This is a genomic window from Pseudorhodoplanes sp. (genome assembly GCF_050250235.1).
Classification (GTDB): Bacteria; Pseudomonadota; Alphaproteobacteria; order Rhizobiales; family Xanthobacteraceae; genus Pseudorhodoplanes.
Window position 1 is genome coordinate 1 of record NZ_JBFWPA010000064.1, and the last position, 24,946, is coordinate 24,946.

The 24,946-nt window shown below is 64.4% G+C and carries 26 protein-coding genes; 18 read left to right on the forward strand and 8 right to left on the reverse strand.

Translation table 11 applies throughout. The annotated features are described in order from the left end of the window. The coding region (locus AB7F49_RS23640; RefSeq protein ID WP_428526908.1) for a DUF2189 domain-containing protein at positions 1-505 on the forward strand (505 nt) is incomplete at its 5' end. 221 nt (positions 506-726) lie between these two features. Further along, positions 727-1,113, forward strand: a complete 387-nt coding sequence (locus AB7F49_RS23645) for a hypothetical protein (protein WP_428526910.1) — start codon at positions 727-729, stop codon at positions 1,111-1,113. A gap of 132 nt (positions 1,114-1,245) precedes the next feature. Here AB7F49_RS23645 and AB7F49_RS23650 read toward each other — a convergent pair whose 3' ends face one another. Then, positions 1,246-1,485: a hypothetical protein gene (locus AB7F49_RS23650; RefSeq protein ID WP_428526912.1), complete on the reverse strand. Its 240-nt coding sequence runs from the start codon at positions 1,483-1,485 to the stop codon at positions 1,246-1,248. Positions 1,486-1,584: 99 nt separating this feature from the next. Further along, positions 1,585-2,661 carry a hypothetical protein gene (locus AB7F49_RS23655; RefSeq protein ID WP_428526914.1) on the reverse strand — a complete coding sequence of 359 codons (1,077 nt, stop codon included), beginning with the start codon at positions 2,659-2,661 and terminating at the stop codon, positions 1,585-1,587. A gap of 172 nt (positions 2,662-2,833) precedes the next feature. Here AB7F49_RS23655 and AB7F49_RS23660 point away from each other — a divergent pair, with 172 nt between their 5' ends. Beyond that, positions 2,834-3,226, forward strand: coding sequence for a hypothetical protein (locus tag AB7F49_RS23660; protein ID WP_428526916.1), 393 nt, complete (start codon positions 2,834-2,836; stop codon positions 3,224-3,226). A gap of 6 nt (positions 3,227-3,232) precedes the next feature. Here the strand turns inward: AB7F49_RS23660 and AB7F49_RS23665 are convergent, their stop codons facing one another. Further along, positions 3,233-4,012: a lysostaphin resistance A-like protein gene (locus AB7F49_RS23665; RefSeq protein ID WP_428526917.1), complete on the reverse strand. Its 780-nt coding sequence runs from the start codon at positions 4,010-4,012 to the stop codon at positions 3,233-3,235. A gap of 108 nt (positions 4,013-4,120) precedes the next feature. On the opposite strand from AB7F49_RS23665, the gene ruvX reads away from it, so the two are divergent. Then, positions 4,121-4,609 carry a Holliday junction resolvase RuvX gene (gene ruvX / locus AB7F49_RS23670; protein WP_428526919.1) on the forward strand — a complete coding sequence of 163 codons (489 nt, stop codon included), beginning with the start codon at positions 4,121-4,123 and terminating at the stop codon, positions 4,607-4,609. 8 nt (positions 4,610-4,617) lie between these two features. On the opposite strand, the gene AB7F49_RS23675 is transcribed toward ruvX, so the two are convergent. Then, on the reverse strand, positions 4,618-6,213 hold the full coding sequence (locus AB7F49_RS23675; protein WP_428526921.1) for an acyl-CoA dehydrogenase family protein: 1,596 nt from the start codon (positions 6,211-6,213) through the stop codon (positions 4,618-4,620). Between the two features lie 285 nt (positions 6,214-6,498). Between AB7F49_RS23675 and AB7F49_RS23680 the strand changes: the two genes are divergently transcribed. Genes AB7F49_RS23680 through dprA form a run of 4 tightly spaced genes read left to right on the forward strand, consistent with a single transcriptional unit; the run spans position 6,499 to position 10,545 of the window. Beyond that, entirely contained in the window at positions 6,499-7,452 is a 954-nt protein-coding gene (locus AB7F49_RS23680) for an aspartate carbamoyltransferase catalytic subunit (RefSeq protein ID WP_428526923.1), read from the forward strand. A gap of 2 nt (positions 7,453-7,454) precedes the next feature. Next, positions 7,455-8,762, forward strand: coding sequence for a dihydroorotase (locus AB7F49_RS23685; RefSeq protein ID WP_428526925.1), 1,308 nt, complete (start codon positions 7,455-7,457; stop codon positions 8,760-8,762). 32 nt (positions 8,763-8,794) lie between these two features. Continuing rightward, positions 8,795-9,421 (forward strand): glycerol-3-phosphate 1-O-acyltransferase PlsY, encoded by a 627-nt coding sequence (plsY, locus tag AB7F49_RS23690; RefSeq protein ID WP_428526927.1) that lies wholly within the window; start codon positions 8,795-8,797, stop codon positions 9,419-9,421. Beyond that, complete coding sequence (gene dprA, locus AB7F49_RS23695; RefSeq protein WP_428526929.1) at positions 9,418-10,545, forward strand: DNA-processing protein DprA; 1,128 nt, start codon at positions 9,418-9,420, stop codon at positions 10,543-10,545. Before plsY ends, dprA begins: the two co-directional genes overlap by 4 nt. 12 nt (positions 10,546-10,557) lie before the next feature. Here dprA and AB7F49_RS23700 read toward each other — a convergent pair whose 3' ends face one another. Further along, positions 10,558-10,740, reverse strand: a complete 183-nt coding sequence (locus AB7F49_RS23700) for a hypothetical protein (RefSeq protein WP_428526931.1) — start codon at positions 10,738-10,740, stop codon at positions 10,558-10,560. Positions 10,741-10,955: 215 nt separating this feature from the next. On the opposite strand from AB7F49_RS23700, the gene topA reads away from it, so the two are divergent. The 5 genes from topA to rpmG all read left to right on the forward strand — a co-directional run bounded on the left by topA (position 10,956) and on the right by rpmG (position 17,496). Beyond that, complete coding sequence (topA, locus tag AB7F49_RS23705) at positions 10,956-13,754, forward strand: type I DNA topoisomerase (RefSeq protein WP_428526933.1); 2,799 nt, start codon at positions 10,956-10,958, stop codon at positions 13,752-13,754. Between the two features lie 91 nt (positions 13,755-13,845). Next, positions 13,846-16,080 carry a ribonuclease R gene (gene rnr, locus AB7F49_RS23710; RefSeq protein WP_428526935.1) on the forward strand — a complete coding sequence of 745 codons (2,235 nt, stop codon included), beginning with the start codon at positions 13,846-13,848 and terminating at the stop codon, positions 16,078-16,080. A gap of 5 nt (positions 16,081-16,085) precedes the next feature. After that, positions 16,086-16,520, forward strand: a complete 435-nt coding sequence (locus AB7F49_RS23715; RefSeq protein ID WP_428526937.1) for a DUF983 domain-containing protein — start codon at positions 16,086-16,088, stop codon at positions 16,518-16,520. After that, complete coding sequence (locus tag AB7F49_RS23720) at positions 16,508-17,251, forward strand: NUDIX hydrolase (RefSeq protein ID WP_428526939.1); 744 nt, start codon at positions 16,508-16,510, stop codon at positions 17,249-17,251. The genes AB7F49_RS23715 and AB7F49_RS23720 overlap by 13 nt, the downstream gene beginning before the upstream one ends. A 77-nt stretch (positions 17,252-17,328) precedes the next feature. Further along, positions 17,329-17,496 (forward strand): 50S ribosomal protein L33, encoded by a 168-nt coding sequence (rpmG, locus tag AB7F49_RS23725; RefSeq protein ID WP_428526941.1) that lies wholly within the window; start codon positions 17,329-17,331, stop codon positions 17,494-17,496. 512 nt (positions 17,497-18,008) lie between these two features. Here the strand turns inward: rpmG and AB7F49_RS23730 are convergent. Continuing rightward, positions 18,009-19,382 (reverse strand): PleD family two-component system response regulator, encoded by a 1,374-nt coding sequence (locus AB7F49_RS23730; protein ID WP_428526943.1) that lies wholly within the window; start codon positions 19,380-19,382, stop codon positions 18,009-18,011. A 12-nt stretch (positions 19,383-19,394) separates the two neighbouring features. Next, entirely contained in the window at positions 19,395-19,766 is a 372-nt protein-coding gene (locus AB7F49_RS23735; protein ID WP_428526945.1) for a response regulator, read from the reverse strand. 134 nt (positions 19,767-19,900) lie between these two features. Between AB7F49_RS23735 and AB7F49_RS23740 the strand changes: the two genes are divergently transcribed. Both AB7F49_RS23740 and AB7F49_RS23745 read left to right on the forward strand, forming a co-directional pair. Continuing rightward, the gene (locus AB7F49_RS23740) at positions 19,901-20,200 is read left to right on the forward strand and encodes a DUF3572 domain-containing protein (protein WP_428526947.1); all 300 of its coding nucleotides are present in this window, start codon (positions 19,901-19,903) and stop codon (positions 20,198-20,200) included. Then, a complete protein-coding gene (locus tag AB7F49_RS23745) occupies positions 20,200-21,459 on the forward strand; it encodes a DNA polymerase IV (protein WP_428526949.1) in 1,260 nt (419 codons plus the stop codon). The genes AB7F49_RS23740 and AB7F49_RS23745 overlap by 1 nt, the downstream gene beginning before the upstream one ends. Positions 21,460-21,468: 9 nt before the next feature. On the opposite strand, the gene AB7F49_RS23750 is transcribed toward AB7F49_RS23745, so the two are convergent. Continuing rightward, on the reverse strand, positions 21,469-22,314 hold the full coding sequence (locus AB7F49_RS23750) for a cell envelope integrity EipB family protein (protein WP_428526951.1): 846 nt from the start codon (positions 22,312-22,314) through the stop codon (positions 21,469-21,471). 132 nt (positions 22,315-22,446) lie between these two features. On the opposite strand from AB7F49_RS23750, the gene AB7F49_RS23755 reads away from it, so the two are divergent. From AB7F49_RS23755 to AB7F49_RS23765, 3 genes are read left to right on the forward strand one after another with little or no spacing between them, the layout of a single operon-like run. Further along, entirely contained in the window at positions 22,447-22,914 is a 468-nt protein-coding gene (locus tag AB7F49_RS23755; RefSeq protein ID WP_428526953.1) for a RidA family protein, read from the forward strand. Between the two features lie 11 nt (positions 22,915-22,925). Next, entirely contained in the window at positions 22,926-23,654 is a 729-nt protein-coding gene (locus AB7F49_RS23760) for a glycerophosphodiester phosphodiesterase family protein (protein ID WP_428526955.1), read from the forward strand. A 22-nt stretch (positions 23,655-23,676) separates the two neighbouring features. Then, positions 23,677-24,942: a GNAT family N-acetyltransferase gene (locus tag AB7F49_RS23765; protein WP_428526957.1), complete on the forward strand. Its 1,266-nt coding sequence runs from the start codon at positions 23,677-23,679 to the stop codon at positions 24,940-24,942. Positions 24,943-24,946 lie beyond the last annotated feature (4 nt).

Consider the following 24,946-nt stretch of genomic DNA (forward strand, 5'->3'; position numbering starts at 1 on the left):
CGAGAAAGGCAAGCCGGCCTCGATTGACGCTGCCCTTGGCGTCGTGCGCTCGCCCGGTGTCCCGGCGATCATGGCGGTTGGCCTGTTGTTGATGGGACTATTCGTGCTCTGGCTTGGCGTGGCGCGTGAACTCTATCAGTCGCTGTTTGGCGTCTATTCCGCGCCGGACAGGATCGGCCCGTTCCTGCGCGAGGTCTTTACGACCGAAGCTGGCTGGAAGCTGGTGATCTACGGCAACGCCATCGGCTTTGTGTTTGCGTTGGTCGCATTCTGCCTGTCGGTGATCTCGTTTCCGCTGCTGCTTGACCGCGATGTCGGCGCGGCGACGGCGCTTCTGACCTCGGTGCGCGCGGTCCTGCGCAACCCGCTCGAGATGGCAGCCTGGGGACTGATCGTGGCGGGCCTGCTGGTGCTTGGCTCGCTGCCCGCCTTTATGGGGCTCGCCGTTGTGATGCCGGTGCTGGGGCATGCAACCTGGCATCTCTATCGCAAGCTCGTGATCTGAACGGTTTTGTCCGAGAAATCCAAGCGCGAAGGGTCAGGCACAATTCGAGGCAAATTGGCCGGATAGACTTCACGCGATGCGAATGGGTGTGCGGCAACTTGAGCCCGATGAGTGCCAGCCGCCCACCCTTGCGCCCGACGGTGCGCGTCCGCCGTCCGGCCCCGCGCGTTCCCGCTGGCGCTGCGACAGCAGTCCGTGCCGGGACCGTTCCGCTACGCATCTTGAGAAACTGGCACAAGGAGCGGCGGCGCGGCGTCGTTGCGGCTACGGTCGCTTTCCTGCTGGGCGGATTGTTGAGCGGCTACGGGGTGCATTCGCAAATGTCACACGACGCCGCACGCGCGTTGGCGCGTGAGCGCGAGAGCGCAGCCGCCATCCAAACGGCGCTGCGCACCGGGGCCATGCTGTTCGTGCCGCAATACGGAAATGTGTGCCGGCGCCGCTGGATCGACAACGCGACCTGGACGCTGCGCGATGGTGGCGAAATCCCCTGCGACGAGGCGGTGAGCTGGAATGCCGCCGTTCCGGCACGGCAACACCGGGTCGAGCGGCGCCTTGACGCGATCCGCAATGTCTTCCAGTCCAAGGCCGTCGGAAAGCTGGATTAGCTCCAAGTTCGCCGCCAGCGGATTGCGGCATTCCCGCCGACCCATCCGCTGGAACAGGCTGCAATCGTTCGTCGTGCGAATGCAAAGCGCAACGGCTGTCAGTCCTGACGGTTGCCGCCTGCGGCGCGGGTGTCAGTTTCCGACCGCGTCGCTCACGCACTTCTTGATGTGGCTGGACTTGGCGGCACCCGCGAGCTTCTTGTCGGCCGCGGACTTGTCGCACGCCGCCTGAGCATCCTTCTCGCATTTGGTCATGAAGCTGTTGAGTGCGGCGCCGGCCAGTTTCTTGTTCGACGCCTCAACCTTGCATGCCGCGGCGTGCGCGCTGCCGGCAACCAGCGCAAGGATTGCGGCAAGTACCAGGGCCCTCATGGCTCTCTCCTTGGGACGGGTTCGCGGCCGAGCGAGTCGGCCGTCGGCAGCTTATGGAATTCGCCATGTCGTGACCATGGCCGATATGCGACGAAGCGTTCACGCCGCCGCGGCTGCGGGCGATACCAATTCCCTGATCTCGGTCACAGGTGACGCCAGACCGGCATCTCCGGTTCGTTCAAGCCCCAGCACCCGCAGCACGCCGCGTGAAGCGCACATCTCGACGGCAAGCCGGGTGAACCGGTTGTTTACCGGCTCCGCAAGCCATGCAAACGGCTCCCGAAGCAACGAACCCGAAAAGCTCTCCATGGTATCGCGCCGGCAGCGACTGTTCTCTCCCGCCTCCTCATAGCGGCAGGTCAGGACCAGATCCCCGCCCACCCGCGCCTCCCAGGGTTCTCGACGGGTATGCCAGTCATTCGCGGCAACCGTCGCGGTGTCGCGGGTTTCGAATCCTTCCTCGGTGCGCTCGATCACGCAGCGTTCGCCCGCGCGCGTTCCGGCGAGTGAATAGATCACCGGACGCGCCACCGGCGTGCTTTCGAGCATCGCCCGCGCTGCGCTGAAATCACGGCAGGATTCGAATACCTGTCGCAGCAGTTGGTCCGGCGGAATGTTGCGGATATTCCAAGTCCTGATGGCGTTGGCGGCCAGGTCATACGGCCGCAGCCACGGGTGGCGCGTCCGCCGCCACAGCGGTGCCTGATTGATTGCTCCGGCAAACCGCCCGGGCGCCATCGCGGTCAGCGTTCCGACATAGCCCGGCCAGGTGACGCTGTAGAACTCACCCGCCTCGCCCCATTTGTGCGCAATTTCGGCGTGGCGCCCAAGCCCGGGGAACGGCCAGTCCAGCGTGCGGATCAGCCATGGCTCGCCGTCCTCGTCGCGGCTCATGGTGGTGCAGCCCCACGAATAGGAGCCATTGAGAAACCACACGCCGCTGAAACCGAGCACCGAAGCGATTCCTTCGATTTCGCCAACATAGGGCGACCGTGACCGCGACAACCAGCGACGCGCGGCGCGGTCCAGCACCGGCAATGCCGCGGCGACGGGCCCGGGAAAGAACGACAGGCAGTCATCGCGCAATGCCTGTGCCCTCACGGCACCTTCCTGCGCCTGCCGCAGCGGGCCGCCGTCGCGAACGTCGATGATCGGAATCTGGGTCAGCATATTCATGATTGCATTATAGCAGGAAATTGGGCGCCCGTGCAGCAAGCGCTCCCCAGCGGCCCCGGACGCGCGCACGACCACCCGCATAACACCATGACGGCGCAGGGCTTTCGCGGACGCACACGAATCGTCAACGCAATTCACCGAAAATTGCGAGCGAAAGACACGGAGACCCTGCATGGCACGGCCGAAGCGGTCACTGGAGCATCATCTGTGGGCAGCTCGCGACGGACGGCGGGCCGTGCTGGCCGCCATCATGCTGATCTTCGTGATTGCGACCAGCCTGTCCGACGGCCGGCTGCTGCCGGACTTCGCGCCGGATGCGCCCCCGGCCAGTCAGGCCGGGTTCGAAACCAGCGACGATGACCTGCGCACCGGATCGATCCTGATCACCCCGCCGGACGGCAATGTCTGCGAGCACCGTCTGATCGACAACCAGACCTGGCGCATTCGACCGAACGGCACCGTGCAATGCGACGCGGCCGTCACCTGGCACCATCGCGACGGCACCGCCTATACCGCCCAGACCCGGATCGAGGCGATCCGCGACGGCTTCGTCGCAAAGCGCTGAGGCATCTCACTGCATTCCCGCGCGTTCGACCAGGAAGGCCACCTGTGTCAGCGCCGCGGCGTTGACGAGTGCATGCAGGAAGATGATGAGCAGCGTCGATCCGCTGCGCCAGCGCAGCCATCCGAACGCGCATCCCAGCACGAAAATCTGCACCATATAGAAGGCCTCGTACTGGATATGCATCACCGCCCATCCCGCCGAGGTCAGCAGGATCGTCGCAGCCACGCCCAGCGGCGAATTGACATAGCCGCGGAACAGAAATCCGCGGAACAGAATCTCTTCCATCAGCGGAGCAGCCACAACCAGCGCCACAATCAGCAGGACGACAATTCCCGAGTCCCGTGCGCTGCGATAGGCGTCGATCACCGCGGCCGGGACAATATCGCGACCGCTCAGCCAGGAACTCAGATCGCCGAGCGGCAGCAGCACCGCAACGATCAGAACACCGACGATGAGATCGGCGCGTGTCGGCATTCGCAGCGCAAGATATTCGGTGACGGTGCAACCGGCCAGCCGCGCCGCGAGCGCGATCACCGCGATCGGCGCGGGCATGGACACGATGGTCGCAACCGCAATGGTGAGCGCGTGCGAGGCCAGGGTCATCAGCTCGAAATCGCTGGCTCCGGAGCCGACTCCGAGCGCGGCGAGTGTGAGCGAAACGGCAAGCAGCTGAAATGCGAACCAGGCCAAGATCGCCGCAATGCCGATGGCCGTCGTGACCCAGAAGCCCCACGGCCGGCATGGTCCGGGTTGCGCGTCGGTCGGCTCGGCGGCGGTGTCGTTCATCCTGCGCTCGCTATTGATTGACGCGGCCCGCCCGGAAGACCGGCGGCCGGTCGCGCCCATAGCACAGTCTGCGATCGCCTGCGCCGGTGCCTGTGCTATGAGCACGCGATGGCCGCCGTCGTTTGTCCGCTCTCCGAAGCAGCGCCCCTGTTACCCGCGCGAGGCGCGCTGATCGGCCTTGATCTCGGCACAAAGACCATCGGCGTTGCCGCGTCCGATCCGGATCGCAGGCTTGCGGCCGGCGTCGAGACCATCGGGCGAAAGGCGTTCCAGGCCGACGCGGCCCGCGTGATCCAGGTTGCAGCCGAGCGTCGGGCGGCCGGATTCGTCCTCGGGCTGCCGGTCAACATGGACGGCACCGAAGGTCCCCGCGCGCAGTCGACGCGCGCCTTCGCGCGCAACCTCGCGAGATTGACCGAACTGCCGATCGCGCTTTGGGATGAGCGGCTGTCCACCGCCGCCGTCGAACGCGAACTGATCGCCGCGGATGTCAGCCGTGCCAGGCGCGCCGCCGTGATTGACCAGCACGCTGCCATTTTCATTCTGCAGGGTGCGCTGGATTTCCTTCGACTCGCCGCCGAACGGGACGGGTGGTAGCGCCGCGTTCAGGCCGGGGCGGCGCGCTCGAGCAGCGGCAACGGATTCTCCGGCGCGACGCCATACAGACGCGCCCCCTGCCCCGATCGCATCGCCCAGAATGCCGCCGCGATCTCGGGCGCGGACGATTGCAGGGCCGCGGCCGCCGCCAGAATCGCAAGCATTTCGGCCGCCGGGCGCGCGAGCGCCTCGGCATCCGGAACCGAAACCGATCGCTCGATCGTCGAGACCATCTCCGCAATACCGGGAAGATCGGATGCTTCCGCCTTCAATGCTCCCAGCACCGCCCGTGCTTCCTCGGCGTTGCGCATCGAGCGCAGGAAATCCAGCACCATGACATTGCCAGAGCCCTCCCAGATCGCGTTGACGGGCGCTTCGCGATAGAGCCGGGCAAGCCCATGGTCCTCGACATAGCCATTGCCACCGAGACACTCCATCGCCTCATAGACGAAGGCCGGCGCGCTCTTGCAAATCCAGTATTTGATGACCGGTGTCAGGATGCGCGCGCGCGCCGCTTCGAGCGGATCGTCCGCGGCGCGATCGAACGAGCAGCACAGGCGCATGACCACCGCGATCGCCGCCTCCGAATCGAGCGCCAGATCGGCGAGCACGGCGCGCATCATCGGCTGGTCGACAAGCTTTTTCTGAAACACGACGCGGTGCCGCGCATGATGCAGCGCGCGCGACAATGCCGCGCGCATCAGTCCGGCCGACGAGATTGCGCAGTCGAGGCGCGTCAGTTGCACCATCCGGATGATGGTTCTGATCCCCCCGCCCTCGTCGCCGATCCGTTGCGCGACGGCATCATGGAATTCGACCTCGGACGAAGCATTGGAACGGTTGCCGAGCTTGTCCTTCAGTTTCTGGAAATACAGACCGTTGACGCGGCCGTCCCTGCGAAAGCGCGGCATGAAGAAACAGGTCAGGCCGTCCGGCGCCTGGGCAAGCACCAGGAACGCGTCCGACATCGGCGCCGACATGAACCACTTGTGGCCGTCGATCCGGTACCCGTCGCCATCGCGGACGGCCTGCGTCGTATTGGTGCGCACATCGGTGCCGCCCTGCTTCTCGGTCATGCCCATCCCGAGCGTCATGGCGGACTTCTGCTGCCACGGGCGGAAGCTCGGGTCGTAGGCGTGCGATGTGATCTTCGGCATCACGCGTTCACGCAGATCGGGCTGCGCCGACAGTGCCGCGACGGAAGCGCGGGTCATGGTGATCGGACACATATGGCCGTTTTCGACCTGCGCGACCATGTAGAAGCGCGCCGCGCGCGCCACCTCCGCGGGAGCCGCTGCAACGGAACCGTCGGCGCTCCACGTCGAGCAATGCAGGCCGGCCATCATGCTTTCCGCCATGAAGCGATGATAGGCGGGGTGAAATCTCACCGCATCGCCGTGCAGCCGCGGCGGGTTGGCGTCGGCGAGCGCGGCGAGATCGAACAATTCGCCGCGTCCCCAATGCCGGCCGAACGACCAGAGCGCCTCGGCCTCCGCGGCGGCGCCGTTGGCGGCCACCGCCTCTTGCAGCGCGCGATCCGTGGCAAAAAGATTCACATCGCTGAAAGGAGGCGGCTGGTTGAGTGCGTCGCGCATCTCCGGCATCAGCGTGTTCCCCGATCAAGTCGATCCTAGTGGAGCGGATTTGACATTCGCTACCCACCCGGCCGCGGGCTCGCAAAGCGAATGTCAAATCCAAAGCTCCACTAGAATCCAGTACTTGCTAGTGGTCCTTTGATTCTAACATTCGCAAAAGAGCCTGCCGAGAAGGGATGCGAATGTTAGAATCGGACCACTAGCACGACCCAGGCATGTTCGTTCAGGCGGGTTGGGGATGGACCGAAAGGCGCCTTGCAGCCCCCGTCCGATCGGCTTATAGAGCCGCCTTTAATGAACATCGCCGCCACATCGTCCTTCGTCCTCAACCGGCGCCACCTGTTGGGGATCGAAGGGCTGTCGCGCGAGGAGATCAGCGGACTTCTCGACCTGGCCGAGGAATTCGTCGATCTCAACCGCCAGATCGAGAAAAAGCGTACATCGCTGCGCGGCCGCACCCAGATCAATCTGTTCTTCGAATCCTCGACCCGAACCCAATCGTCGTTCGAACTGGCCGGCAAGCGGCTTGGTGCGGACGTGATGAACATGGCGGTGAACTCGTCGGCGATGAAAAAGGGCGAGACGCTGATCGATACCGCGATCACGCTGAATGCCATGCACCCGGATATCCTGGTGGTGCGCCATCACGCCTCCGGCGCCGTCGAATTGCTGGCGCAGAAGGTGGATGGCTCGGTCATCAATGCCGGCGACGGCGCACACGAACATCCGACCCAGGCGTTGCTCGATGCTCTGACGATCCGCCGCAACAAGGGCCCGATCGAAGGGCTCATCGTCGCGATTTGCGGCGACATCCTGCATTCGCGCGTAGCCCGCTCGAATATCTATCTCCTGAACGCGCTCGGCGCCCGCGTGCGCGTGGTCGCGCCCTCCACGCTGCTGCCGCCGCATGTCGAGCGTCTTGGCGTCGAGGTCACGCGCGACATGCGCGAGGGCCTGAACAATGCGGACATCGTGATGATGCTGCGGCTGCAGCGCGAGCGGATGAACGGTTCCTTCGTACCCTCGACACAGGAATATTTCGCCTATTTCGGGCTCGATCAGAAGAAGCTCGCCTATGCCAGGCCGGATGCGCTGGTGATGCATCCGGGGCCGATGAATCGCGGTGTCGAAATCGATTCCGCGGTAGCCGACGGCGCACAATCGCTGATCCGTGAACAGGTCGAGATGGGTGTCGCCGTGCGCATGGCGGTGCTCGAAGCGCTGTCGCGCAACCTGCCGAACGCATAAACATGCTGTCCGACCGCCGCCCCGTCCTGCTCGCCAATGGCCGCATCGTCGATCCGTCCCGCGATCTTGATTTTCCGGGCGATCTGCTGATCGCCGACGGCGTGATCCGCGAAACCAAGCGCGGCATCGGAGCCGCGGGCGTGCCCGAGGGAACCGAAGTCGTCGATTGCAAGGGCCGGATCGTCGCGCCCGGCCTGATCGACATCCGCGCCTTTGTCGGAGAGCCCGGCGCGGAATACCGCGAGACCCTTGCAACCGCGAGCCAGGCCGCAGCTGCAGGCGGCGTCACCACGATCATCTGCCAGCCCGACACCTCGCCCGCGATCGACGATCCGGCGATCGTCGACTTCATCATGCGGCGCGCGCGCGACACCGCGATCGTGCATGTCCAGCCAATGGCCGCCCTGACCAAAGGCCTTGAAGGCAAGGAGATGACCGAGATCGGCCTTCTAAAGGCCGCTGGCGCCGTCGCCTTCACCGACGGCACGAGAAGCGTGACCAACGCACTGGTGATGCGCCGTACCCTCACCTATGCCCGCGACTTCGACGCGCTCGTCGTGCATCACACCGAAGACCCCGATCTCGTCGGCGAAGGCGTGATGAACGAAGGCGAACTCGCGGCACGCCTCGGACTGCATGGCATTCCGACGGCAGCCGAAGCGGTGATGCTGGAACGCGACATGCGGCTGGTTGCGCTGACCGGGTGCCGTTATCATGCCGCCTCGATCACCTGTCGGGAATCGCTGGAAATCCTGCGCCGCGCGAAGGATGCGGGGCTGCCGGTCAGCGCCGCTGCCTCGATCAATCACCTCACGCTGAACGAGATCGACATCGGCCCGTACCGTACCTTCTTCAAGCTGGCGCCGCCGCTGCGGGCCGAGCAGGATCGCGCCGCGCTGGTGCAGGCGGTCGCATCCGGCCTGGTTGACATTATCATGTCGGACCACAATCCGCAGGATGTCGAGACCAAGCGACTGCCCTTCGCGGAGGCCGCCCCCGGCGCGATCGGGCTTGAAACCATGCTGACAGCCGGCCTGCGGCTGGTCCACGGCGAGCACCTGTCGCTCACCCAGATGCTGGCGGCCATGTCGACACAGCCGGCGGAGCTTCTGGGCCTGCCGGGCGGCAGCCTGCGCAACGGCGCGCCGGCGGACGTGATCGTCATCGACCCCGACACCTCATGGGTCCTCGACCCGTCCGACCTCAAGTCAAAGTGCAAGAACACGCCGTTTGATGAGGCGCGTCTCGAAGGCCGCGTGATCCGCACCATCGTTGCCGGCCGCACCGCCTACGAGTACGCTTCCGCCTGACGCAATCGCGCGGGGCGGGCGAGGCGCTGGGCATGACGGACTGGTCGGGCGTTCTCGCGATGTGGCCGGTTTTTCTTGCCGCGCTGGCGATCGGCTATGTGTTCGGATCGATTCCGTTCGGCCTGCTGCTGACCAGACGCGCCGGCGGCCCGGACATCCGCGCGATCGGCTCCGGCAATATCGGTGCGACCAATGTGCTGCGCACCGGACGCAAGGGCCTCGCCGCCGCAACCTTGCTGGCCGACATGCTGAAAGGCACCGCGGCGGTTGTGCTGACGCGGCATTTCCTTGGCGCGGAACCTGCGATTGCCGCCGGCTTTGGCGCGCTTCTTGGACATCTTTTTCCGGCATGGCTGGGATTCAGGGGCGGGAAAGGTGTCGCGACCTTCATCGGCGTCCTGCTCGGATTTTCGTGGATCGCGGTTTTGGTCTATGGCGCGATCTGGATCGGTATCGCGGCGATCACACGCTATTCATCACTGTCGGGACTCCTCGCCTGCGCGGTCACACCTGGGGTGCTGTGGGCGCTCGGCAATCCTTCAGCGGCGGCGCTGTTCTTCGCGATGGCCGTGCTGGTCTTCGTCATGCACCGTGCCAATATCGCGCGCTTGATCGCGGGCACCGAAACCAGGATCGGCCAATCCGCGGTGAAGCCGTGACGCGCGCGGAAGCCGCCGAGGGTGTCAAGCTGACCGACGGCCAGCGGCTGGACTGGCTGCGTCTCATCCGCAGCGAGAATGTGGGTCCGCGCACGTTTCGCGCACTGGTGAACCATTATGGCGGCGCGCGCGCGGCGATCGAGATGTTGCCGGCGCTGGCGCGGCGGGGCGGCGCGCAGGCTCCCGGGCGCATCTGTTCCACGGACGAAGCCCGGCGCGAAATCGAAACCGCTTCGCGTCAGGGCGCGGTCTTCGTCGCGGTCGGCGAACCCGACTATCCCCCCCGGCTGCGGATGATCGATGACGCGCCACCGCTGATTTCCGTGCGGGGGCGGGTCGGCGTCCTGAAATCGCCCATGGTCGCGATCGTCGGTTCTCGGAATGCGTCCGCTGCCGGTGCGAAATTCGCCAGTCAGATTGCGCGCGAACTGGGCGATGCCGCATTTGTCGTGGTGTCGGGCCTCGCGCGCGGCATCGATGCCGCCGCGCATCGTGCATCCCTCGGCAGAGGCACGGTCGCGGTTCTGGCGGGCGGTCAGGATTGCATCTATCCACCTGAACACGCTACTCTGGTCGAACAGCTGCTTGAGCAGGGCGCCGCGATTTCGGAAATGCCGTTCGGATGGGAACCTCGCGCCCGAGACTTTCCCCGCCGCAACCGTCTGATCGCCGGTCTGTCGCTTGGCGTCGTGGTCATTGAAGCCGCGCGCCGGTCCGGCTCCCTGATCACCGCCCGTCTGGCGCTTGAGCAGGGTCGCGAAGTGTTCGCCGTTCCAGGTTCCCCGCTCGATCCTCGCTGCGAGGGCACCAATGGCCTGTTGAAGCAGGGCGCGGCGCTGGTGACCGAAACCAGCGACGTCCTGAACGTCCTCGCCCCGATCCTTGGCCGGACCATCGCCCTGCCCGCAAGCGAGCCCGCCCCGGATCCGCATGATTCGGCTGCCGAGCCCGCCGACGACGAGCGGCGTCGCATTCTGGCGCTGCTCGGACCCACCCCGGTCGAGATTGATGACCTGATCCGCCTGTCAGGGGCCCGCCCGGCGGTCGTGCGGACGGTGCTGCTGGAGCTCGAAATTGCGGGCCGCCTGGAGCGGCAAATCGGCGGACGGATCGCGCTGATCTGAATCCGGTGCTGACTATCGCAGAGGGCCGTCCGTGCCCTTGAGGTTTTCGGCTTCAAGTCTTGCCATGTCGAGCAGATAGCCAAGCGTATGGAGGCCATGGCGGCGGGCAATCAGGGCAAGCCCACCGGTCATGTCGGCGATATAGGCCACAGCAGCCGTTCTTTCGTTGGCAGCAAGGGGCGCTTCTTTGGTCATCGCGTGGCGCCGGCTCCAGCCAATCCGATTGATTGCACAACTTAATTAAATCTATCTCCGGTTGCAATATACCGCGATGTAATCGACCGGGCTCTGCCCTATGCGCGGGCCTCCCAATTTGACTCAAGGGGTCGATTTACCCATGGTCCGGCCCCACCTAAGCGCCTGACTCGCCCTTGGGGGTCCGAAGTCTGGACCTAACCTGTTGGAATTTCATGAATATCGTGGTCGTCGAATCCCCGGCCAAGGCCAAGACCATTAACAAATACCTCGGTCCAGGCTATGAGGTTCTGGCTTCGTTCGGGCATATTCGCGATCTGCCGGCCAAGGACGGATCGGTCGACCCCGATCACAATTTCAAGATGATCTGGGAGGTCGACGAGCGCGCCCAGAAGCGGATCAACGACATCGCCCGTGCCGTGAAGGGCGCCGACAAGCTGATTCTGGCCACCGACCCGGACCGCGAGGGCGAGGCCATCTCCTGGCATGTGCTTGAGGTGCTGAGGGAGAAGAAGGCGCTCAAGGACCAGACCATCGAGCGGGTGGTATTCAACGCCATCACCAAGCAGGCCGTCAGCGAGGCAATGAAGCATCCGCGCAAGATCGATCATGCGCTGGTCGATGCCTATCTGGCGCGCCGCGCCCTCGATTACCTCGTCGGCTTTACCCTCTCGCCGGTCCTGTGGCGCAAGTTGCCGGGCGCGCGCTCGGCCGGACGCGTGCAGTCGGTTGCGCTTCGCCTGGTCTGCGACCGGGAGCTCGAAATCGAGAAATTCGTCGCGCGTGAATACTGGTCGCTGGTTGCTTCGCTGGCGACCCCCCGGGATGAGACCTTCGAGGCGCGCCTTGTCGGCGCCGACGGCCGCAAGATCACGCGGCTCGATATCGGTTCGGGCCAGGAAGCCGAAGACTTCAAGCAGGCGCTGGAGACCGCCACCTTCACGGTCGCATCGGTCGAGGCCAAGCCGGCCCGCCGCAATCCCCCGCCCCCCTTCACCACCTCCACCCTGCAGCAGGAGGCAAGCCGCAAGCTCGGCTTCGCTCCCGCCCACACCATGCGGGTCGCCCAGCGCCTCTACGAGGGCATCGATATCGACGGCGAAACCATCGGCCTCATTACCTATATGCGGACCGACGGCATCGACATGGCGCAGGAGGCCATCGCCGGGATCCGGTCGATGATCGGGAAGAATTACGGCAAGGATTACGTGCCGGACGCGCCGCGACGGTACCAGAACAAGTCGAAGAATGCGCAGGAAGCGCATGAAGCAATCCGCCCCACCGATGCCGCCCGCACACCGCGTGACGTCCGGCGTGCGCTCGATCCCGATCAGGCGAAGCTGTACGAACTGATCTGGAACCGCGCGGTCGCAAGCCAGATGCAGTCCGCCGAGCTGGAGCGGACCATTGTCGACATCACGGCGCAGGTCGCCGCGCGCAATCTCGAATTGCGTGCCACCGGACAGGTGATCAAGTTCGACGGCTTTCTGACATTATATCAGGAGGGCCAGGACGACGACATTGAAGATGAGGATTCCAGGCGCCTGCCGGCCATGTCGCAGGGCGAGAAGCTACGCAAGGATCACATCAGCGCCACGCAGCATTTTACCGAGCCGCCGCCGCGCTTCACCGAGGCGTCGCTGGTCAAGCGCATGGAGGAACTCGGCATCGGCCGGCCTTCCACCTATGCCTCGATCCTCGCGGTCCTGAAGGATCGCGGCTATACGCGGATCGACAAGAAGCGTCTCGTACCGGAGGACAAGGGCCGGCTGGTGGTCGGCTTCCTCGAAAGCTTCTTCCAGAAATATGTCGAATACGATTTCACCGCCTCGCTGGAGGAGCAGCTCGACAAGGTCTCCAACAACGAACTGGAGTGGCATCAGCTCCTGCGCGACTTCTGGGACGACTTCATCGCCGCGGTTGGCGAGATCAAGGACCTGCGGATCACCCAGGTTCTCGACGCGCTCAACGAGCTGCTCGGCCCGCACGTTTTCCCCAGGCGCGAGGACGGGGGTGACCCGCGGCAATGCCCGAATTGCAGTGAAGGCCAGCTCTCCCTGAAGGTCGGCCGCTTCGGCGCCTTCGTCGGCTGCTCGCGCTATCCGGAATGCCGCTACACCCGCCAGCTCGCCCCGGGCGCGAACGGCGCCGACAGCGCAACGAAGCTCCTCGGCACCGATCCCGAGACGGGTCTTGACGTGACGCTGCGCGGCGGCCGGTTCGGTCCCTATGTTCAGCTTGGCGAAGGCAACCCGGAAACCAAGGAGAAGCCAAAACGATCAGGGCTTCCCAAGGGCCTGGCACCCGATGACGTCGATCTGGACATTGCACTCGGGCTGCTTTCGTTGCCACGCGATGTCGGCAAGGATCCTGAAAGCGGCGAGATGATCATCGCCGGGATCGGCCGCTTCGGCTCCTATGTGAAGCTCGGCAAGACCTACGCAAATCTGGAACCGGGCGACGAGGTCCTCAATATCGGACTGAACCGCGCCGTGACCCTGATTGCGGAAAAGAAGGCAAATCCCGGCAAAGGCCGCCGTTTCGGCGCCGATCCCGGCCGCTCGCTGGGGGACCACCCCGACAAGGGCGGTGCGATCGTGGTGAAGAACGGCCGCTACGGTGCCTATGTGAGCCACGACGGGGTGAATGCGACCTTGCCATCAGACAAGACGCCGGACACCATCACGCTCGCCGAAGCGGTCGCGTTGATCGACGCCCGGATCGCCGCGGGTGGCGGAAAAAAGAAAAAGGCCGCGCCAAAGCCCAAGGCGGCGGCGAAGTCGGCAAAGGGGACGACGACAGGTCAGACCGCTGCAGCCGCCGGGCCGGCCAGGGCAAAGAAAGCGAAAGCCGCAAGACCGGAAGCCGCGGACGGGAAACCCGCGGCAAAAATTCCGACGCCGCGCAAGGCTTCGTCCAAGGCGGCGGCTTCGAAATCGCGCGGAAAGACCGCCGGTCCCGCAGCCGGCGGCGAAGCCGCGCCCCCGCAACGAAAACGCAAGGTCGCGAATTAGGCCCTTGCCGGAAAGACCGGCTGAGGCCACATAAAAGGTCATCTTGGCCAGTTCGAAACAACACGCGCCCCCGTTCCCCACCCGGGAGCAATTGCTCGCGTTCATCAAGGATCATGCCGGCAAGGCCGGCACACGCGAGATCGCGCGCGCGTTCGGCCTGAAGAATGCCGACCGCGTGCAATTGAAGCGCGTGCTGCGCGACCTCGCGGACGAGGGAGCGGTCGAGAAGCGGCGCAAGACCTTGCACAAGCCCGGCACCCTGCCCTCGGTCACCCTGGCCGACATCATCGAACGCGACCGGGATGGCGAGATCATCGCGGTGCCGACCGAATGGGATGAAGAGGCCCATGGCGAGGTGCCGCGCATCCGTGTGCTGACACCCCGCAAGGCAAAGCCGGGCGAAGCAGCGGGTATCGGTGATCGCGCCTTGCTGCGCGTCGAAAGGCTTTCCGAGCGCGATGGCTCCGCCGGCTATTCCGGACGCGTCATCAAGGTGCTCGACCGTGCGAAGAAACGCATGATCGGGATTTTTCGCGTGCTACCCGGTGGAGGCGGACGGCTGATCCCGGTCGACAAGAAATCGCTGGGCCGCGAACTCGCGATTGCACCGAACGCGACGATGGAGGCGCAGGACGGTGAACTCGTGGCGGCGGATGTCGCCAAGGAAGGCCGCTTTGGACTTCCGACCGGCAAGATCAAGGAGCGTCTGGGGTCGCTCAAGGGGGAGCGTGCGGTCAGCCTGATCGCCATTCACGCCCACGGGATTCCGCATGTGTTTTCGCGCGATGCGCTGGCGGAAGCCGAGGCCGCCAGGCCTGCCGGCCTTTCCGGCGGTCGCGAGGACTGGCGCAAACTGCCGCTCGTCACCATCGATCCGGCCGACGCCAAGGATCACGACGATGCGGTGTTCGCGCAAGCCGATTCCGATCCCGCCAATCGGGGCGGACACATTGTCACCGTCGCGATCGCCGATGTCGCCCATTATGTCCGCCCCGGCTCGGCGCTCGATCGCGAGGCGCTCGATCGTGGCAATTCGGTCTATTTTCCGGACCGCGTCGTGCCGATGCTGCCAGAGCGCATCTCCAACGATCTGTGCTCCCTGAAGCCGAACGCCGATCGCGCGGCGCTTGCGGTGCGCATGGTGATTGCTGCGGACGGCCGCAAGCGCTCGCACAGCTTCCATCGCATCCTGATGCGCTCGGCGGCGAAGCTTCACTATGCGCAGGCGCAGGATGCAATTGACGGAAACACCGACGACACCACCGCTCCGATCAAGGACAGCATTCTCGATCCGCTTTATGCTGCATATCGCGCCGTGAAAAAGTCGCGCGACACCCGCGGTCCGCTCGATCTCGATCTGCCGGAGCGAAAGATCCTGCTGAAGGCCGACGGCACGCTGGATCGCGTCATCATTCCGCAGCGGCTCGACGCGCATCGCCTGATCGAGGAATTCATGATCCTCGCCAATGTCGCGGCGGCGGAGGCGCTGGAACGCGCCACCATGCCGCTGATCTACCGCGTGCATGACGAGCCGTCGCTCGAAAAGGTCGAGGCGCTGCGCGATCTTCTGCGCACCCTCGACATGTCTTTTCCGAAGGGGACGGTGCTTCGGCCCTCGCTGTTCAACACCGTGCTGCAACAGGTCAGGAACACCGATACCGAGATTCTGGTGAACGAGGTGGTTTTGCGCAGCCAGGCGCAGGCTGAATATTCCGCGGAGAATTACGGACATTTCGGGCTGGCGCTGCGGCGCTATGCGCATTTCACATCACCGATCCGCCGGTATGCCGACCTGATCGTGCATCGTGCGCTGATCCGCGGGCTCAAGCTCGGCGACGGCGCCCTCCCCGACGACGCGGATGCCAAATTCCTGAACGAGATTTCCGCCCGTATTTCCGCCTCGGAACGGCGTGCCATGGCGGCCGAGCGAGAGACCACCGACCGGCTGATCGCACATCATCTGGCCGACCGGATCGGCGCCACGTTCGCAGGCCGGATCGGCGGGGTCACTCGCGCCGGGCTGTTCGTGAAGCTTGACGAAACCGGTGCGGACGGATTCATTCCAGCCCGCACCATCGGCGACGATTACTTCCAGTATCATGAGGACCGCCACGCCATGATCGGACGCTCTACCGGCGAAACCTACCGGCTTGGCGATACCGTGACGGTGCGACTGGTCGAGGCGATCCCGGTGGCCGGAGCCTTGCGGTTCGAATTGCTGTCCGAAGGCCGCGCGGGCAAGCGCCTCCCTGCCCCCTCGCGCTCAAGCCGCTCCCGTCCGGCTCCCAGGCGCGAAGACCGATTGCCGCGCAAGCGGCGAGGATGAACACCATGACCGACACCACCGCACTTCCGCCCCGCGACGGGTGGCTCGCAATCCGGCGCGGATTGAGCAATCGATGCCCGTCCTGCGGGCGCGGCCGCATGTTCCGCGCGCTGCTGAAGGTCAACGACCATTGCCCGGCCTGCAATGAGGCGCTGCATCACCATCGCGCGGATGACTTCCCGGCCTATCTGAACATCGTCCTGGTGGGACATATCGTCGTGCCGCTGGTGCTGGCGGTCGAAATGGCGTTCGCCCCGCCCTACTGGATGCACGCCGCGATCTGGCTGCCACTGACGCTTTCGCTGGCCTTCGCGCTGATGCATCCCATCAAGGGGGCGGTGGTCGCCTGGCAATGGGCGATGCGGATGCATGGTTTCGATCCCGAAGGCGATAAGTCCGATCCGTTGCCGGCCGCGACAACACCCCGATGCGCGAATTGACCGATCTCGAGCAGCGCCTGACGGCGGCCGAGCGTGATCGCTCGTCGCCGAATGTGCGCCCCAGGGATGCCGCGACGCTGATCATCGTCGATCGTTCGGGGACCGTTCCGAAGGTGCTGCTCGGCAAGCGCCATCACGGCCACAAGTTCATGCCCGGCAAGTTCGTCTTTCCCGGCGGCCGGATGGAGCCCAATGACCGGCTGATGCCGGTGGCGGCTCCCCTCAATCCGTTCACCGAACGATATCTGATGCGCAGCATGCAGCGTCCGAGCGCGGGACGTGCCAGGGGACTTGCGCTGACCGCGATCCGCGAGACCTTCGAGGAAACGGGACTCGTGCTGGGCGCGCCCCGCAGCGAAAACGTGCCGGCGCCGGCGGGTCCCTGGGCCGACTTCGCAAATGCCGGATTTTATCCGGACCTGTCGTCGCTGCATTTCATCGCCCGTGCCATCACGCCGTCGCGGCGTCCGCGCCGGTTCGACACCCGATTCTTTGCAGTCGATGCCGCAACCATCGCTCACCGGGTGGAGAATGTGGTCCATCCCGATGCGGAACTGGTCGAACTGGTGTGGATGCCGATCGCGGACGCGCGCAGTCTGGATATGCCGACGATCACCGGCGTGGTGTTGCAGGAATTGCAGGCGCGCGTCGCGGCCGGGTTCGGGCACGACCTGCCGGTTCCGTTCTACCGGATGCCGCGGAAGGTATTCTACCGCGAGTTGATCTCGTGAAATTGACGCCCGCGCTTCCTTGACTTTGGCGGCTTTGCCGCTAGTTTCCGGCCAAATCCCGCACATTGAGGACGATCATGGCCAAGGCCGTCACCATCAAGGTCAAGCTCGTGTCATCTGCCGACACTGGCTATTATTACGTGAGCAAGAAAAATTCCCGGACCATGACCGACAAGCTGTCGAAGAAGAAATACGATCCGATCGCGAAGAAACACGTCGAGTTCCGCGAAGCCAAGATCAAGTAGCGGCCCGGGGATTACGGTTCGCCGTCGCGGTCCCTATCGAGTCGATGCGAGCGGCGGCCGGCCTGCAATTCAAGATTGCAGCCGTCTCTGGGTTGCATTCCTCTCGGGATTGCATTCGTCCAGGACTAAAGAAAGGTGGCCGGCCGGAAGCGGTGTCATGAGGAGGCCACTCGTCACCGCCTCCGGGCCGGCCGAACCCCACGGACCCAGGAGATGCGGCGGACCTGAGCACTCCGTAGGGTTTTCAAAGCGCTATCGAATCGGGGCCATTTAGCCGCAATTGACCCGTTTTCGGCGGCTCTCGCCGCTGTTTCGTTCTGGTTTTGAGGCTAACCCCGCGCCCCCCGGAAAGCAAAGCCGAAGTCCCCCTTGGGCGCTGCAACCTTTCGTCAACGTAAAGGATTAGGGTTTCCGGCCGGCGCCTGCATAGCGGGCGACGATCCGTGGGACTGCACCCTCCGAAGGTTCCCTCGGAATTGCCTGGAACCCGAGCGAGCGCCGTCACGCGACGCCTACGCGGCGTCGGCGACCACGCGATTGCGGCCGTCGCGCTTGGCGCGATAGAGCGCCTGATCGGCGCGCTTCAGGAGTTGGGCGGCCGTGTCGTGGGCCGATTCCAGCGATGCGATGCCGATCGAGATGGTCACGTCGATCATGCGCTTGCCTTGCTCGATCGGGAACGGCTCGACCGCAATCTTGCGCCGCAATCGTTCGGCCACGGTCGATGCCACCGCCATATCCGTCTCGGGCATCACCACGACGAACTCCTCGCCGCCGACCCGGCAAGCGAGATCGATACCGCGGATCGACTTGCGAACGCGGATCGCGAATTCGCGCAGGACGTCATCGCCGCAATCGTGGCCATAGGAATCGTTGATCGACTTGAAAAAATCGATGTCGAGGACCAGCACCGCGAGCTGCTTGCCGCGCGCGGAGGCCTGCTCGACGAGTTTTCCGAGATGGCTTTCCATGTATCGGCGGTTGTGCAGGCCGGTCAGCGCATCGGTGATCGCCGCCTCGATCGACATCTGGACGTTGTCGCGCAGCCGTTCGGTATAGCGCTTGCGCTTGATCTGGGTGCGGACCCGTGCGCGCAATTCATGGCTGTCGATCGGACGCAACAGGTAGTCGTTGACGCCGATTTCGAGCCCACGCATCAGCCGCGCGGTGTCGTCCGGCTCGCAGAGCGCCAGGATCGGAAGATTGCGGGTGCGGTCGAGCGAGCGGAGCTGGCTGCAGAGCCGCAGCCCGTCGAAATTCTCAAGGCTCAGGGAAACGATGAGGAGTTCGTAATTGCCCTCGGCGGAACGGAATAACGCGGCGCTCGGGTCGGGCTCGATGTCGACGATATGCTCTTTTTCGAGCATTGCGGCCAGCCGTTCATAGGACGATCTGCGGTCATCGACGATCAGGATGCGGCCCCGGCCGCCCTGTTCCGTGATCGCCTCCCGCTCGGCACTTTCGATGCCGATCTCGCGCGAGGTGACCGCGCGCATGCGCAGCTCGTCGGTCATCATCTTCAGCCGCGTCAGCGACCGAACGCGCGCGATCAGCGCGATGTCGGAGACCGGCTTGGTGAGGAAATCGTCGGCGCCCGCCTGCAGCCCGGTCACCCGATCGGACGGCTGATCGAGCGCGGTCACCATCACGACCGGAATGTGATGCGTTGCCGGATTGCTCTTGAGCTTTCGGCAGACTTCGAATCCGTCGAGACCCGGCATTATCACGTCGAGCAATACGATGTCGCATTCCGCACGCTCGCACGCTGCCAGCGCCTCGGCTCCGCTATGGGCCGTGGTGACGTCGAAATATTCGGCCGAGAGCCGCGCTTCCAGCAGCTTCACATTCGCCGGCACGTCGTCGACAACAAGGACGCGCGCTGTCATTCGTCTCTGCCCCTATGCATTTCCAAGAAACTGGCGGATCGTTTCGATGAACTTGCCGACCGAGATCGGCTTTGACAGATAGGCTTCGCAGCCACCCGCGCGGATGCGCTCCTCGTCGCCTTTCATGGCAAAGGCAGTCACAGCGACCACCGGGATCGCCTTGAGCTCGGCATCATCCTTCAGCCACTTTGTGACTTCGAGGCCGGACACTTCCGGCAACTGGATATCCATCAGGATCAGGTCGGGCCGATGCTGGCGGGCAAGGTCCATGGCATCGATTCCATTGCGGGTGCCGACGGTCTGATAGCCATGTGCCTCCAGTAGATCGTGGAAGAGCTTCATGTTGAGCTCATTGTCCTCCACGATCAGGACAGTCTTGGCCATTCCCCGCCCCTCCTGGGCTATGCTGCACCCCGCCCAGATTGCCAAGGCAACGGACCCCCGCAATAGCAAAATTCGGGCCCGGGCAATGCGCGCCAAGGTAGTTCCCATTCCTTACGGAAAGGCAAACGGAACCGATGGTTAAAGAGGCAAAGCCGGATCGGGCCGAGGCCGAAACTGTGGCCATTCAGGCACTTTCCTTCCTCGCGGCCGATCCCGCCCGGCTCGGGCGATTCCTGGCCGCGACCGGAATTAGCCCCCGTGACATTCGAGCCGCGGCGCGCGAGCCAAGCTTCCTTGCCGGCGTGCTCGACCACCTTGCCGAAGACGAATCGGCCATGCTGGCATTCGCCACGGAGACAGCGACCCCGCCGGAACGCATCGTCGGCGCCCGAGCGCTGCTTTCGGGGCGGCCCATCGAACGCGATACTCCGTGATGCACGGTCTTTGCCGCGACTGTCTGTCTGAAACCGTATCCGCCACGCGCTGCGGCGCGTGCGGCTCGCCGCGCCTCGCCCGGCACCCGGAAATCCATGCGCTGTCGGTCGCCCATATCGATTGCGATGCGTTCTACGCCACCATTGAAAAGCGTGACGACCCGTCCCTCGCCGACAAACCGCTGATTGTGGGAGGCGGCGTTCGCGGCGTCGTCTCGACCGCCTGCTACATCGCGCGCACCTATGGCGTGCATTCCGCGATGCCGATGTTCAAGGCGCGCCGCCTCTGCCCGGATGCGGTCGTCGTTCGCCCCGACATGGCGAAATATGCCGCGGTGGCAAGAGAGATACGAAAGCGGATGCGCGAACTTACGCCGCTTGTCGAACCAGTTTCGATCGACGAAGCTTTTCTCGATCTGTCAGGCACCGAACGGCTCCATGGCCGAAGCGCGGCGCAATCGCTCGCGCGCTTTGCAATTGCGGTGGAGCGCGAAGTCGGAATCACAGTCTCGGTGGGCCTGTCGTACAACAAGTTCCTCGCCAAGATCGCGTCCGACCTCGACAAACCCCGCGGTTTCGCAATGCTTGGACGCGCCGAAGCGGCAAGCTTCCTTGCAGCGAAGCCGATCTCGATCATCTTCGGCATAGGCAAAGTCGCCCAGGAGCGCCTCGCACGCGGTGGCTTTCGTACCATTGCCGACCTGCAGAGAAGCGACGAGATCGAGCTGATGCGCCGCCTTGGCCCCGAGGGCCAGCGGTTGAGCCGTCTGGCCCGCGGCATCGACCACCGCAAGGTCGTTCCCGACCGTGACGCCAAGAGCATTTCCGCCGAGACCACCTTCGATACTGACATCGCGGCGCTGCGGCCGCTGGAAAAGCTTCTGTGGGGCCTGAGCGAGCGCGTATCCGCGAGGCTCAAGGCAAGCGGCGTCAGCGGAACGACCGTTACCATCAAACTCAAGACCGCCGAGTTTCAGACCCGCACGCGCGCCCGCTCTCTGAGCGATCCGACCCAGCTTGCGCGGCGAATCTTCGATTGCGGTCGCGAACTGCTCGCCAAGGAGATCGATGGCACCAAATTCCGGCTGATCGGGATAGGTGTGTCGAACCTCAAGTCCGCCGATGCGGCCGATCCGGACGATCTCGTCGATCCGCGCGCGCGCAAGGCCGCAAGCAGCGAGCGCGCCGTCGACACCCTGCGGGCGAAGTTCGGTCGCGGTGCCATCATGCGCGGTCTCGCGCTCGATGAGAACGGGTAAACCGCCCCCTCACTCGCAGGGCTTGGCCGGACGCATTTCGAGCGAGGTCATCGTGCCGGCAACCACGAAGTCGTTGTAGTCGAGCGCAAGCGCTCGCGAAATGCCGTTCTCGTAAAGCTCGAATCGAATCCCGTAGACGGGAGTTTGGTCGCCGCCCGCCTTCGACTTGTCGAAATAGCTGATGGTGACCGGCCATCGGCGCATCTGCAGGAGTTGGGCATCACCGGCCGCCGCATCGTCGGGCGCGCTGGTTTGCGGTTCGATCGCCTGGCCGATGACGGTCAGGGTATCATAGACTTTCTCGCCGGTGTCCGAGCCGTCAAAGACCGGAGCCTCAAGCAGCGTCTCGCCGGCCCGCGCAGCGATGATGATGCGGCGCATGTGATCGGTCGGAAAGAAAATCCTCGTCCCGATCGCGAATGCCTTCGCCGAAGGCTTGCTTAGGTTGACGTCGACCTGCGAGCCTTCGCGCTCGGCTCGACCATCGACCGCGCTCTTGAGCTTGCGATCGACAAAATTCTGGGAATTGAAACGGAACGATTTGGCGGCGGCATCTTCCCAGGTGGTTGCACGCATGTCGGTCATCATCCGAACGCCTTCGCCGGCATCGATTTCCGAGACCTGCCGGAATTGCAGGGCGTAACCTTCGCACTGACTGCCGGAAAAATCGTAAAGGATGCGCCCGCGCACCGCCTCGACCGGACGGTTGCCGCGCGCCGACGAAAGCTTCAGGTCGTAGACCGCGCGATGCGAGGCGAATTCGATCCGGTCCGGAGACTGTGCCGGCGCCGCAAGACAACTGCCCGCAGCGATCACCAGCACAAGAGCGGAGCCCAGACAACTTGCATCGCGCATGGAATTCGACCTCTTGGACGAAAGATAAGGCCGTCGCCGCTGGACCGCAACGCTTTCACTTGCGAATGACTGTTCAATCGGCGAAGAGAATGCGTCCATTGTGAGGCGCACACGGCGCCGCAGGAGGCGGGAATGGCAGGCGCGGTCGAGAAAAAGCTGGCGGACCTGGGAATTGCACTCCCGACGCCGGCTGCGCCGATTGCGAACTATGTCGGCTTCGTGAGGAGTGGAAATCTGCTGGTCATTTCCGGGCAGCTCTGCCTCGATGCGGAGGGCAAACTGGTTGCGAAGGGCAAGCTCGGCGCCGCGGTGTCGGTGGAGGATGGTCAGCGGGCGGCGCGGATCTGTGCCGTCAATGTGCTGGCACAGGCCAAGGCTGCGCTGGGCGATCTCGACAAGGTGATCCGGGTCGTGCGGCTCGGCGGGTTCATCAGCGCGGTCCCGGATTTCCTGGACGGACCCAAGGTCATGAACGGGGCGTCTGATCTCATGGTGACCGCTTTCGCGGACAAGGGCCGTCACGCACGCACCACCATCGGTGTTTCGGTGCTGCCTCTGGACGCAGCAGTCGAAGTCGAAGGCATGTTCGAGGTCTCCTGACGGCGAAACCCATGCCCGGCCTCGACTGGCTGACCGCGCGGCCGGTAGCGCATCGCGGATTGCACGATCGGACGATCGGCATCGTCGAGAACACCGCTGCCGCATTCTCGGCTGCGATCACGGCGCAATATGCCATCGAATGCGATCTGCAGATCGCGGCCGATGGCGAAGCCATGGTGTTCCATGACGACACGCTGGACCGGCTGACGGAGCGCCACGGTCCGCTCGCTTCGCTTTCGGCTTCAGAACTGAAAAAGGTCGCACTCAAAGCCAGCACCGACCGCATCATGACGCTTGGCGAATTGTGCGATCTTGTTGCCGGACGTGTCACGCTGGTTCTCGAGATGAAGAGCCGCTTCGATGGCGATTCGCGGCTCGCGGCACGGGTGGCAGAGGTTGTCATGGGCTACGCCGGTCCGATCGCCGCCATGTCCTTCGATCCGACCGTAGTCGGCGCGCTCCAGGCTGTAGCACCCGGTTTGCCGCGCGGTCTCGTTGCGCAGAGCGCGCCCGACCCCGGCGTGCGCAGTGGCAGCAGAGACCGCTATGTCGCGAACGCGTTCCAGGCGCGCCCCCACTTTCTGGCGTGGTCCGTCCGCGAATTGCCCGGCTTTTGGCCGCTGCTCGGCCGCTGGGGCTTCGGGCTGCCGCTCCTGACCTGGACCGTCCGCGGCGAACCCGACCGGCTGCGCGCCGGCCGCTGGGCGGACCAGATGATTTTCGAGGGATTTCGGCCATAAACTTCGGGTAAGACTACGCGGGATGTCCGAAACTGCCGCTCCGCGAAACGACCGTCCTCCAGAAATCCAGCTCCGGGTGCTGTCTGGCCTCGGCGGCATCCCCGCCGCCGCCTGGGATCTTTGCGCCACAGGCGGCGAAATGCCTGAGAACTCAGATCAACGATTTCACATATTGGATCATTCGTATCCGGCTACATTGAAAAACGCCACCAACCCTTTCGTTTGTCATGCTTTTTTGTCGGCACTCGAGGTCTCCGGTTCGGCCACGAAGCGAACCGGATGGGCGCCGCAGCATCTGCTTGCCGAAACCGTTTCGGGCGACGTTCTCGGCGTCGCCCCCTGCTATCTCAAGTCACATTCGCAGGGAGAATACGTCTTCGATCACGGCTGGGCCGACGCCTATGAGCGAGCGGGCGGGCGCTATTATCCCAAACTTCAGGTGTCCGTGCCATTCACGCCGGCCACCGGGCCACGTCTGATGGTGAAGCCCGGCCCCCATGCCCAGGCGGTGAAGGAGGTTCTGGCGGCCGGCCTCGTTGCCTTGTGCGAACAACGCCAGGCTTCGTCGGTGCATGTCACCTTCGCCCCAAAGGCGGACTGGGACCTGCTCGCGACCCGGGGATTCCTGAAGCGCACCGACCAGCAATTCCACTGGCGAAACGAGGGCTATTCGACCTTCGAGGATTTCCTCGCGGCGCTCGCCTCACGTAAGCGCAAGGCGATCCGGCGGGAACGACGGGAGGCGGGCGACAGCGGAATCACGATTCATCCGCTCACGGGCTCCGACCTGACCGAGGCGGTGTGGGACGATTTTTTCGCGTTTTATACGGACACAGGATCGCGCAAATGGGGCCGTCCCTATCTCACGCGCGCATTCTTCTCGCTGATCGGCGAGCAGATGGCAGACCGCATCCTGCTGGTAATGGCAAAGCGCAATGGCCGTTACATAGCGGGGGCGATCAATTTCATCGGGACCGACGCACTCTACGGGCGGCATTGGGGCGCGATCGAACACCACCCGTTTTTGCATTTCGAGCTCTGTTACTACCAGGCAATCGACTTTGCGATCGCGAACCGGCTCGGAACGGTCGAGGCAGGCGCGCAGGGCGAGCACAAGCTCGCGCGCGGCTACACGCCCGTCACAACCTATTCGTCCCATTACATCGACGATCCGGCGCTGCGGCGGGCAATCGCCGACTATCTATCGCGGGAGCGAGCCTATGTGGATGCGGCCGGCCGCGAGCTTGAAGGCCTGAGCCCTTTCCGCAAGACTGCGGAAACGGAGTGAGCAC